General features: G+C 35.5%; 7 protein-coding genes. All 7 read left to right on the forward strand.

The window, feature by feature from the left end; all coding sequences use genetic code 11:
• Positions 1-80: 80 nt before the first annotated feature.
• From AAGD84_RS01385 to AAGD84_RS01415, 7 genes are read left to right on the forward strand one after another with little or no spacing between them, the layout of a single operon-like run.
• Entirely contained in the window at positions 81-764 is a 684-nt protein-coding gene (locus AAGD84_RS01385; RefSeq protein WP_065095316.1) for a hypothetical protein, read from the forward strand.
• A 21-nt stretch (positions 765-785) separates the two neighbouring features.
• Positions 786-1,082, forward strand: a complete 297-nt coding sequence (locus tag AAGD84_RS01390) for a hypothetical protein (RefSeq protein WP_065095317.1) — start codon at positions 786-788, stop codon at positions 1,080-1,082.
• 17 nt (positions 1,083-1,099) lie between these two features.
• Positions 1,100-8,398, forward strand: coding sequence for a neuraminidase-like domain-containing protein (locus tag AAGD84_RS01395; RefSeq protein ID WP_065095318.1), 7,299 nt, complete (start codon positions 1,100-1,102; stop codon positions 8,396-8,398).
• Between the two features lies 1 nt (position 8,399).
• Positions 8,400-10,352, forward strand: coding sequence for a DUF4815 domain-containing protein (locus tag AAGD84_RS01400; protein ID WP_265038507.1), 1,953 nt, complete (start codon positions 8,400-8,402; stop codon positions 10,350-10,352).
• 17 nt (positions 10,353-10,369) lie between these two features.
• Positions 10,370-11,545 (forward strand): hypothetical protein, encoded by a 1,176-nt coding sequence (locus tag AAGD84_RS01405; protein ID WP_341818063.1) that lies wholly within the window; start codon positions 10,370-10,372, stop codon positions 11,543-11,545.
• Between the two features lie 4 nt (positions 11,546-11,549).
• A complete protein-coding gene (locus AAGD84_RS01410; protein WP_264329726.1) occupies positions 11,550-11,750 on the forward strand; it encodes a hypothetical protein in 201 nt (66 codons plus the stop codon).
• The gene (locus AAGD84_RS01415; RefSeq protein WP_265038505.1) at positions 11,747-13,006 is read left to right on the forward strand and encodes a hypothetical protein; all 1,260 of its coding nucleotides are present in this window, start codon (positions 11,747-11,749) and stop codon (positions 13,004-13,006) included. Before AAGD84_RS01410 ends, AAGD84_RS01415 begins: the two co-directional genes overlap by 4 nt.
• The last annotated feature ends 7 nt before the right edge of the window (positions 13,007-13,013 follow it).

Raw genomic sequence — 13,013 nt, forward strand, 5'->3', positions numbered from 1 at the left:
AGGCAAAAATTCATTTTTTTTGGACAAAAATTTTCCAAATCCTGAATATATATTATATAAGCCTTTCAAACTCATCACAGGTGTCAATTCTTACACAATCAGGAAGAGCAGCAATAGCAGCCAGCATAAAAGAGCAAGTTATACATCTTGCTTGGGGAACAGGTGATTCAAGCTCTGGAAGTAGCCATCAGGTCGAAAAAGTTTTTGTTGAGGGTGAAATAGCTCTAGATCACCACACTATTAAAGATGTAAGGGTTTTTACAGGACAAACAACTTATCAGTCAAGTATAGATTATATAGTTGATAGCAGTAGTGGTGTAATAAAACGTACGGAAAATAGCTCTATCAGGGCAAATAGTGCAGTTACTGTAGAATATAGTGAAAGCACACCACCAGAGCTGATAACTTCTGAAAAACTGCTCAATGAGCTTGGCAGACGTACTGCGAACGAAGTGCTCTTCTGCACAGGTGATGAGAATGGAGAGCTTGTTACTCCCTCCGGAAGGTTTAGGCCCTCAAATGTACCAACTAATAATCTCTATCTTAAATTTACTTTCGATTTCACGGACGCAGCAAATCAAGTTATCAGGGAACTTGGGGTTATGGTTGGTACTAAAGTAAAAAAAGGATTACCTACAGGACAGAGATATTTTGAGCCAAAAGACATTGAAGATTCAGGAATTTTGTTGGTACTTGAACATACGGTACCACTTATTCGAACTGCAGCAACTCGGGAAACTTTTTCCTTTGTTGTCACATTTTAAAAAACTTAAAGGGAGAAAAAAATGATAAATGATGCTATTGTCCGTCTTCAGAAGATGGGACTTGATGATTTAACTGCAAAGCAGCTGCTTAGTTTTAAAGATAATGAAAACTTCTTATACGACTCAGCATTTAAAATTACCGACTTATTCGAAGATAGATTTGTCGAAGCGGTAAAAGATATATTTTTAGAAAGCACAGCACGGGATATCTATCAAAAAGCTGTGGCCAGGAAAAAGTTTATCTCAATTTACATGGCAAACGCTAGGAACATCTCTGAGCCTCATTATCGAGCTCAACGTTGTTGTAACATACATTAAAATTTACAGGAGAAAAAATGCAAATACCAAAAATCTTTAATACCGACGATTACAATCAATGTGAAAGTTGCCAATCGGTACTTAGTCCTGCAGCTTATCTGGTTAAATTATTGGAAATAGTTGATAAATATGAGCAGCCACCTAAATTACTTAAAAAACGTCGTCCTGATCTCTACGATATTAAACTCGATTGTGACAATACCAACAAGGAAAAGCTATATCTTGAAATTGTCAATGAAATAATGGAGAAAAATCTAAAACTTACGCTTAAAGAAGATGATGTCCTATGTAAGCTTGCAACTGCCAAATATCCTTTTAATCTTCCAGCAAATTTTCCGCTAATGAGTATACGTGCTTACCTTAAGAAGCATAAGACAAGCTTAGCAGAGATATATAAAATACTGATTGAAAATGCTGACACTGATGCAGAATTTTTGAGTCTTTCTCCGGAGGAATATGAAGTAATTACGTCTGATAATGAAACAGAAGCTTATTTAAAAGAGGTATATGGAATAAAAGATGGAAAAATAGATCAATTGAAAAATGTTGATAAATTCATTGCACAAACAGGTATAGAGCATGATAAGCTTCAACCATTACTTGATAGCTATAAAGGTGCAAAAAAACTTACTATTACAGAACAAACTATAAATAATCTTGATAATCAAGCACTGAGCTTTCTACATCGCTTCATTCGTTTAGCAAACAAACTTAATTGGTCATTTGCTGAATTAACTCAAGCACTAAATGGGAGTAAAATTGATCAGAAAAAAATAGCAAAGATTAAAAATCTACAAGAAAGATTTAAGCAACCTTTAGCTAAGATATTTGCATTGTATGCTGATAGTTTACCAGAGAGTGTATCAAGTAAAATTGACAGTCTACCAGAATTTAAAGCACTTTTAAGTCAAAAAAGCCTCAAAGATCTAGCTGCTACAGCAAGTAATTATAGCGCATTGCAAAATATTTTAGAAGTAAACAGTAATGAATTAACTGCTTTGATTAACTACCACAATGATCAAGAGGTATTCGGAGAAAAAATTTTAAAAGTATATAAACAAGTTCTGCTTGCAAGATTAGTAAACATACCAATAGCAGAGCTCTTATTACAATTAAGCGTAGAAGGAATAAATCTGGAAAATGTGGTTGAATTTAATGATTGGCTCACAAAACATGCAATTACGACAGAGCAAATACGCAGATTGATTGATCCTGCTTCAAGTAAGCAACTTGCGAAACAATTATATGAATCAACAAAAGAAGTAAAAGATTCGCAGAGTTTCTATAACGAAGTATATAAGTGTGTAGGCAACATTCAACCTGAAATACTCGATGCTATTTATGCATTTACTGTTGATCCCAATAAACCACAGTCATTTTCAGACAAAGGATTTTTAGAAAAGCTCATTCATAACATAGATGTATTTACAACGCTAAAGTTTGAAGTAGAGGGTATTACAAGTTACAAAAGTGTCTATGGAGTAGAGGGAAAATGGTCAATTGAGCAGATTCGGACTCTGTTAAACTATAAAACACTTAAAGCATCATATTCTACACTACCTGAATACATTAACTGGTTATTTGGCAATGACTACAGCAGTGATAAAGTAACGGAGAAAATGGTTCAGCTTACTGGTTGGAGTAAAGATACACTCGAAGCTATTAAAAAAGTCGAAATATTTAAGCAATGTTTTGGCAAGCAAGATTCGGTGAATTCTTTAATGAAGATTAAGTCTCTCATGGATATAGCTGAAATCAATGTCAAAGTTCTACTGAAGCTTCAGGATTTATACAATTTAAAAGCAAGTGAAGGATGGAAAAAATATACCGATACTGAAAAAGATTTAGAACTGATCACTGAAAAAGACGAAGGATATTTAGCAAGAGAAAAGCGAGATATTCTAGCAAGGTACATGATACATACTAATCCAGGTCTGAAAAACATGAGAGATCTTTATGGATTTTTGTTGATCGATGTTGAAATGAGTGAATGTTCAAAGATTTCGCCGATTAAAGCAGCACTAAATAGTGTTCAGCTATACATTCATCGCGCTATGATGAAGATAGAAAAAGATAAAGATAAGGATGTGGAGATTAAAGGCCTGACGGAAGAAGAATGGAAATGGCTGTCCAGTTATCGTGAATGGGAAGCAAGCAATAAGATAAAATTATATCCAGAAAACTACTTAAATCCAACATTACGTAAAATTGTTACTCCAGAGTATAAGAAACTACAAAACACGCTCATGCAAGGAAATATCACCGACGAAGGAGTAAGTGATGCATACATGAAGTATTTTGAAGATTTTGAACAAGTAACTAGTTTAAAAATAGTTGATAGTTGTTATGAAAAAGTAGAAGGAAAAAACACACTGTACGTTATTGGCAGAACTCTTGCGCAACCATACGATTATTATTACCGCGCAGCAGTATTTGATCAGAAAAATCAAAATATACTTTACTGGACTGCGTGGGAGAAAATAGAGGCATCGATTCCAGTTGAAACAATAACCCCAATACATGCATTCAACAGATTATTTATATTTTGGGTGCAACAAATTGAAAAAAGTGAAAATAACGAAAAAAGAATCGATGCAACGATTAATTACATATTTCAAAAACCAAGTGGCAGTTGGACAGCACCACAGAAGCTTGCAAGTGATATTAAAATAGATCCAGTTGATGAAGCAAAAAAATTATACTGGAAGAAAGTGGCAGCTTTTTACCTTCAAGAAGAGAACGGAAAAGAAAAACGGATAGTAATTGTTATCGGCAAAACAAAGTTTGATAGTGTAAGTTTATCTAATCTATTTACTCTTGATGAAGATTTAGTTGCTAGTAAGAATCAGAAAGGAAAGTTTATTAATAATCTTCCTTATAAATATCGTATTATCGACCTAAACAAAAGTTTCCTTAATCGAAAGAGTATAACGATTACAGGAGTTGGCAATAAGGTCATTTTTTTTGGTGGCAGGAGTGGCAATTATCCAAATTATCAATACTTTTCACAAGTAAATGTTTACGATGATAACACAGGAAATTGGACAACTCATACTTCTAGCGAAGCACGATATCAACCAACAGTAGGAATAGTAAGCAACAAAGCTATTTTCTTTGGGGGTACTACAAATAATCGGTTCTCAAAGGAGCTATTTTCCTCAAAAATAGATATTTATGACAGTGAAACAGGAAGCTGGACTACTCATACTGCTAGTGAAGGACGGTGGGATGTAGCAGTGGCAGTAGTAAATCACAAAGCCGTTTTCTTTGGAGGTAAGAAGATTAATGGTGAATGCTCAGCACGAATAGATATTTATGACGATGAAACAAGAAGTTGGACAACATGCACTACTAGTGAAGCAAGAATGAGTGTAACAGTAGCGGTAGTAGGAAAGAAAGCTATTTTTTTCGCAGGAAATAAAGGTTATGATAGTAGTAATCATGTAATATGTTCTTCGCAAGTAGATATCTATGATAGTGAAACAGGAAGTTGGACTACTCATACTGCTAGTGAAGGAAGGTATAGTGCAAGAGTAGGTGTAGTCGGCAAAAAAGCTATTTTTTTTGTAGATATAAAAACTATAGGTAATTCTTCAAAAATAGATATTTATGACAGTGAAACAGGAAGTTGGACTACTCACACCACTAGTGAAGCACGGGAATGGATATCGGTAGCAGTAGTAGATAAGAGAGCTATTTTCTTTGGAGGTTACGAATCCTCACAGATAGATATTTATGATGATGAAACTGGAGAATGGACAGTACATGCTGCTAGTGAAGCGAGGGCTTTTGCAGCAGTAGCAGTAATTGGCAAAAAGGCTATTTTCCTTGGAGGAAATAAAGGTTTGAGAAATGGTAATTTTATATACTCTTCGCAGGTAGATATCTATAATGACGATGAAGTTGATGAAAATAAAAAATGGACTTCACACACCTTAAGTGGAGAACTAGGTAAAGACAAAGTTGCAGTAGTTGGCGATAACGTTATTTTCTTTCGTAGCAAATTAGATGGTAAGTATTGTGAAAAAGTATATGTTTACAACAATGAGGCTGATTATTGGACAACCATAACTTCAAATATTAAAAGCGATGCCTGCTCTATCATTCGAGGTGATAAAGTATCATTTTTCGGTACTGATGAAAATAATAACGTATTCAAACAAGAAATACAAATAAGCATTTCATACCCTTCTTATGATGTAATTAACCGTGATGATAAACTTCATTTAGGGAAAACTAAAAATATCTTTGAAACTAACGTTACTAATAAAAAGGATAATGCTGAACTTCTACATAAAGATGATGATAAAAAGTGGTTAACATTGCTAAGTAATTTTAAAAAGTCCTTATCCCAGCAAGTAATCAATAAACCTGGTTGGTTCATCGTTGAAGGTAACCTCGAGCGTGAAAATATTCGTGAGTCTTTCTTGCTTTTACCTAAAGATTACGATCTACCTGCAATTAGTGAGAAATCAACTTACAAGATAAACAAAAGTGAAAATAAGCTTGAGTTTGAATATGATGGTAAAAGCCAAAAATCTAACTTTCAAGATATAAAATTCTCTTTTACGAGGTTAAACATCACCGGCAATGTTCGCCATTTACGTCAAAAAGCTTATGCTGGTGGGCCAAAAAGTATTTTAACTCTAAAGTCACAGAAAATAGAACAACTTCCATTTTCAAGATTTAATCCAACAGATAGTATCTCTCATCGTCCAAGTGATACTTTGGACTTCAGTGGCGCTTATGGCCTTTATCTATGGGAAATATTTTTCCATATTCCAATGCTGGTTGCTTGGCACTTGCACAAAGAACAGGACTTTGCTACAGCAAGGAAATGGTATCAATATATCTTTAACCCTACCAATAATAATAAAGAATGGCAGTTTTTGCCTTTTGAAAAGCATAACAGTGATAATATCGTTGAGTCGATAAATGATACTCAAACTGCTGAAGAACTGGCAATTGATCCATTTGACCCATACACCATTGCAAAACAACGTACCACTGCATTTGAAAAGTATATCATCATCTCCTACATAGATAACCTCATTGATTGGGGAGATATGCTCTTTGCTAAGGGATCTTGGGAAGCATTAAATCAAGCTACGATGCTGTATATCAGAGCTTGGGATTTACTTGGCCCAAAACCTATTAAAAAAGGAAATTTTTCAGTTCAACCTCAATCCTTCAGTGAATTAAAAGACCATGATTTATTGAAAATGGAAACAGAACTACCAGCTGGTTCACAACTCGCAGTTCAATCTGATGAAGCTCATGATCTTATCAAATACAGCAATTACTTCTGCACACCTGAAAATAAGAGCTTTATTGGTCTATGGGATAAAGTTGAAGATCGCTTATATAAAATAAGACATTGTTTAGATGTTAGAGGAAAAAAAGCAGTATTACCTTTATTTCAACCACCACTTAATCCTAAGCAATTAGCAGCAGCAACTGGCAGTTATTCTCTAGCACTACCAGAGGTGAAGCTAATACCACATTATCGCTTCAGTAAAATGGTAAGTTATGCAAAATCGATAGTTGAAACGGTGATAGAATTTGGCTCAGAATTACTTGATGTTCTGGAAAAGAGAGACGCTGAGTCACTGACTATTCTTTACAACAAACAAGAAGGAATAATCAGTAATTTAATCTCATCGGTTAAAGAAAAGACCATAGAAGCCTTAAAGAAAGAAAAAGATGCACTGAGTGCAAGTTTAAATAATGCTGAGGAGCGTGAATCGCATTATGAAAGTTTAATCAATGCTGGACGTTCATACCATGAAGTGAAAGGAATCTTATCATATTCTGAAGCAACTTCAACAAGACTTGGAGCTTGTGGTATATTTGGAGCTGCAGCATTAGCACATTGGATACCTACAGTATTTGGTTTTTCTTTTGGTGGTGCTAAACCTGGCTTTTCTACACAAACAGGAGCAGATTTTCTGACTACTCTAGCAGATATTAAGAAAGAAGGTGCAGAATTATCCAATATCATAGCAAGTTATCAAAGACGTGCTGAAGATTGGGATCTACAGAAAAAATTAGCTGCCTGTGATGTGAAGCAGATCAACCACACAATAGAGGCAAATCAAATTAATCAAACCATTGCTGAGCAAGAATTAAAAGTACATAAAGAGTCAATCAAGCAAAACCAGGAAAAAAGGGAATTCTTTGAAAGTAAGTTTACAAGTAAAGAGCTCTATGACTGGATGAAAGGGCAAATAGCAATAATATATTTCCAAGCTTATAAGATGGCTTTAGAGATGGTAAAACAGGTGGAAAAAACTTATCAGTATGAGTTGAATAACGATAGAGTATTTGTTACAGCAAGCTCTTGGAACAGCTTAAAAGAAGGATTACTTGCAGGTCATAGCTTGAAGTTTGCTCTTGAGCAAATGGCCAAAGAGTATCTTGATAATAATGAAAGAGCTCTGGAGATTACTAAAACAATACCTCTAAGTCCTATTGCAATCAATGAGTTAAAAACTCAAGGAAGCTGTAAGTTTGCATTAACAGAAAAAATGTTTGATCTTGATTTTCCAGGTCATTATTGTCGTAAGATTAAAAGTATAAGAATTACTATTAAAGCAGAAGTTGCTCCTTATCAGGATATTCATGCTACATTGCAACAAACAGCCAACAGAGTAGTACTGAAACCTGAGATTGAGGCAATAAGGTCATTACTCGATGAAAATAATGAACTCAGTGATAATCAATCATTAAGAGTAAACTGTAATACAAATCAGCAGATAGCAATATCAAAAGGAAACCAAGAAGATAGTGGATTATTCGAATTAAACTTCAATGATGAACGTTATCTACCATTTGAAGGTACAGGGGCGGTATCTGATTGGATTTTAGAGCTACAAAATACTGAAAAAGTTTCTGATGTGATTATACATCTTGATTATACTGCATTTAACGGAGGAAAAGAGTTAAGTAACAAAGTAAAAGCTCTGCCGAAGCTAAAATACTATTATGACATGTTGGCAGTGAAGTTAAGTGAGGTAGATCAAGAAAAGTGGCAAAGATTTAAACAATCAGGAGAGTTTAAGTTTAAACCTTCTTTTTCGACTCGAATTAAAAATCCAGAAATTGATTTAAGTTATAACGGTGTTTATCTCGTACCAAAAATAGCAGATGGGAGTGAGGTAAATATAAAACTGGGTAATAATGTTTGGGATAAGGATACTCATAAAGTAACTGTAACTGAGCTGGAGAATGATTGGGTCATTAAAGCAACTAATGCGAATAAAATAGAGGAGATTACGGTGATAATCCCTTATAAGGCTGAAGTCAATTGGAAGTAACATGAGTTTAAACGGCTATTACAATCGCTTTGATCCTGACAAAGAGTACGAAAAAAGCTTATTCCTGGCAGGAAGGGGTTTACAGTCAGCAGAATTAAACGAGACTCAAGAGTATGCTCTTTTCAAGCTCAAAGGCATAGGAGATGCGATATTTCGTGATGGTGATGTTATAACAGGAAGCAACTGTATCATAGATGGGGAAACCGGCGAAGTCACACTTGAATCGGGAAAAATCTATCTTCGTGGAGCGGTGAGAAAAGTAGGGGGAAAAAGATTTATTATTCCACTGAATACCACAGTTCGCATCGGTGTTTTTTTCGCCCTATCCACTATTACAGAACTTGAGGATGAGAATCTTCGTGATCCTGCCGTTGGTACACGTAATTATCAAGAAGTAGGGGCAGCAAGACTTAAAGTTTCCACCATTTGGGGTTATCAAGCAGAGAATGTTTCTCCCACTTTTTCTACTGATGGAGAATTTTATCCAATTTACAACATTGAAAACGGAGTATTAATAGAGCATTCACCGCCACCACAAGCAAACATAGTAACCACAGCGCTTGCTCGTTATGACAAGGAGGCAAATGGTTCCTACGTCGTAAATGGGCTAGAAGTGATGTTCCTCCACAAAGAAGAAAAGGGAGAAGAAGGGGTAAAAAAGGGTAAAAAAGAAATTTTTGTGATTAATGAGGGCAAAGCTCATGTTGATGGTTATGAAATTGAGTTGCCTCACAGTATTCGTGTTTCTTTTGATGAAGATCCAGATATAAAATCAGTTGAATCAGAACCCCATACTTTTCAGCCAAACAGCGAAAGAGTAATGGAACTGAAGGTTAATGATTTTCCAATCAGCGAAATCAAAAAGGTTGATATCACTGTTCAAAAAACAGTTACCGTTACTCACGGTTCATACTCTGGAGCTATTGATCCGATACCTGACTCTGCGGTACTTGAGATTATTCAAATTAAACAAGGTGATGTTATTTATGAAAACAGTATAGACTATAAGTTAAACGCAGGAAACGTTGATTGGTCATTACCCGGCAAAGAACCAGCTCCTGGAAGTAGTTACTCGATAACCTATCGCTGTCGCACTCATGTAAGCCCTGAAGATATAAATGAAGAGGGATGTAAAGTAAGGGGAGCAGTTGATAACAGCTTGGTTCTGATTGATTACACCTGGAAGATGCCACGCTTTGATTTAATTACTATAGATAGCAAAGGGGTAGTAAGGAGAATAAAAGGAATTGCCCACCCTTGGAAACCATCAATGCCAAAAGCACCTAGCGGACAACTTTTACTCTGCTACATTCATCAGACGTGGAAAGATGGGGAAAAAGAAGGGGTGAAAGTAATGAATAATGCTATTCATGCTGTACCGATGAATGAACTTGAAGCAATGAAAAAAGGAATAAATGATCTTTATGCATTAGTTGCAGAGGAGCGTTTACGCAGTGATGCAAATTCAAGAGAGCCTACCACAAAAAAAGGGGTATTTGTAGATCCGTTCTTTGATGATGATATGCGCGATCAAGGAATTTCGCAGTCTGCAGCAATAGTAAATAGAGAGCTAGTTCTGCCAATAGATGTAGAAGTTGCAGATATTGAAAAAGGTGGGGAAAGATATCTTTTGCCATATGAACTTGAACCGGTACTGGAGCAGCTTTTACAGACTAAAGGAGAAAAGATTAATCCATATCAAGCTTTTGATCCAGTCCCGGCACAAATTACTCTAAATAAAAACATTGACCACTGGACAGAGGTTACCACTAATTGGAAAAGTCCAGTAACCAGAGTATTTAATGTTAAAGAAACAACAGAATTGCTGTCAAGTACTTCATACGAAGCTGAATTTATGAGAGAAGCAGTACAAGATTTTGAAATTGAAGGTTTTGAGCTAGGTGAAAGGCTTAAAGAAGTAAAATTTGACGGCATCATTATCCAACCTATGTAAAAATAAAAAGAAAAAAAGTGGAAAATCAAGGACAAATAAGTGGAAAAATAAAAATCCCAGCAAATATTCCAGCAGGTACTAAATTAGTACAGTTTTACGGGGATAAAGGAAGCTATGGAGAAACAACGTATACTGGTAAAAAAACTATTACCATAGAAGAAAGAAGAAGAGTGATCGCAGCAAGACGAGTTGATCCTTTAGCCCAAACATTTACGCTAAATGAGAGCAGACACATAGGAGGCGTGGAGCTATGGTTTATAAATAAAGGCAAAAAACGTGTTGTTGTGCAGATTAGAGAAACAGCAGTGGGAATGCCCTCGCAGACTGTCATTGCTGAAAGCTATATTGAGCCAAAAGATATAAAGATAGATGGCACAGCAACACGTATTACTTGGTCGCCAGTGTTTTGTCATGCTGGGCAGGAATATGCAATAGTTTTACTTACCGATGACGGGGAAAATGCGGTCAAAGTAGCAGAACTTGGCAAATATGATGCAGTAAATAGCCGTTGGGTAACAAGTCAGCCATATCAAGTAGGAGTATTACTGTCATCTAGCAATGCAAGTACGTGGACACCGCATCAGAATTTAGATTTAACGTTTCGGCTATTAGCAGCAAAATTTAGCGAAAGTTCTCACGTTATTGATCTTGGTAAAGTTACTGCAAACAATACTTCAGATTTAATTGTTTTAACGAACGTCGAAAAAGTAGCATTTGATACCAATGTAGAATTTATCTTAACAGATGAAGAGGGAAGAGAAAACTTTCTGTCTGATAATTTGCCACTTGCACTGCGTGAAAGAATAAGTGGGGAATTAACGGTAAAAGCAAGCCTAAAAGGAGGGCGAGAGAAAAGTCCAGTGCTATATCCTGGGTTACAGCTAGTTATGGGTAATCTTTCTGAGAGTGCAGATTATGTAACTAGAAGCATTACAGCAGGAGCTAACACTAAAATCACCATAACGTATGATGCGCTGATACCTGGCACTGCAGACGTAAAAGCATATGTGCAAAAAAATGTGGATTGGCAATTAGTAAATTTAACATCAGGAAAACCAATAGGGGAAAACTGGGTGGAGAGAACTCATGTACTGACAAACTTTAATGCTAATGAGACAAGGATAAAATTGGTTTTAAGTGGAACGGTTGTCTATCGTCCAAAGGTAAAAAACTTGCGGATTGTTATAACGTAAAAAAATGCCAAATAATGAAACGAGGCGCGGATATCCTTTACCACATCCAGAGAATATTGCTGTGCAAGATGTAGTACGTATTCGAAAAGCTATAGAAAAAATAGATGAAGATATGAGTGAGAGAGAAAATAAACACAATCAACTTAAGAGTAATTTTGAACGATTTAGATTTGAATCTTTTTTAAATTTGTGGGGTAATGAATGACAATTGCCAAAGAAGTAGTTTATGCATTGCATCAGAGACTGAAAGATCTATCTGTAAATGCTACCCCTGATCAACTCGCCTATCTTGCAAAATCTCTAGAATCTATTGCTGGGCAAAGTACAGTACTTGATATTGTACAGATGACTGATGCAAAATTAAAAGAGCTTCTTGACAGTAGCACAAGTCATTTAAATAAATTAGATAGTAGTAAAAACAATGCATTAGCGGCAATCTCTGAATTAGAAGGAAAGTCGTTAAAGAAAATAGATGAAAAAGGAACAACAAATTTATCACTACTTGATAGCAGAAAAGATTCACATGTTGCCACCATCAATAATGCCGGAGATCTAAATAGCATAAGACACACATTAAATAGCCTTAAAGCCATAAGCGATATACCAACTGGTTCATCAGTTATGAAAGAAATAAAAACTAGAGAAGACCAATTAAAAACCCTTACAACTAAATTTAACTCGATTAATGATTTACCAAATGGGTCATCAATTATAAAAGAGATAAGAAAGCGCAATATGGTTGAACCTGAATCATTACCATTTTTATTTGGCGTTTTAAATAGGAATAATGACCATAACTGGGGAAATGGCCATTTTACAACTGAGCTTGGTAAATGGTATAGCGATACATCATATACCAATAATATGCTTTGCCTGTTAACAGGTGCTCACAGCTATGATATAAGTTATGTTGGGTTCTATAGACCACCAAGTTTGTATTTTATGCAAGGTAAAAATGGAACATTCATCTACAGGGAGTTGTATTCACGTTATCAGTGTTCTTCATATGAATACTCTTATCCATATGCACTCCTGGGAGTAATATTTATAAAAAACACTACAAATAGTGAGATAACCAGAACATTAAATTTTGTTGGTACATCTTATTGGAGCTCGCAGTATGAAGGGGCAGGAGCATTTGTCGGAACACCTGATAATACCAATAAAGGACAAGTTGCATCAATTAGTTGGAAAAACATTTATAATCTTGGAAGCTCAAACAGTGGATTTTCTAGTTCTGGTGTCGTCATAGTTCCTGCTAATAAGACAGTAGCAATCTTATTTTACACATCACCGTACTATTATACGAGTAGCAATAATTATTACACTCAATTTATGCAATGGGGAGTATACAATTTTCGCAGCAATTTTTTAACTACAGGACTTGAAGTAGATGTGGAGAGAACGCTAAAAGCTTGGCAATGTCCAGGATTAGAACGAACTGATCAAATATGGCAATAAGGAGGAA

Source organism: Wolbachia endosymbiont (group A) of Andrena fulva (genome assembly GCF_964026815.1).
GTDB classification, from domain to species: domain Bacteria; phylum Pseudomonadota; class Alphaproteobacteria; order Rickettsiales; family Anaplasmataceae; genus Wolbachia; species Wolbachia pipientis.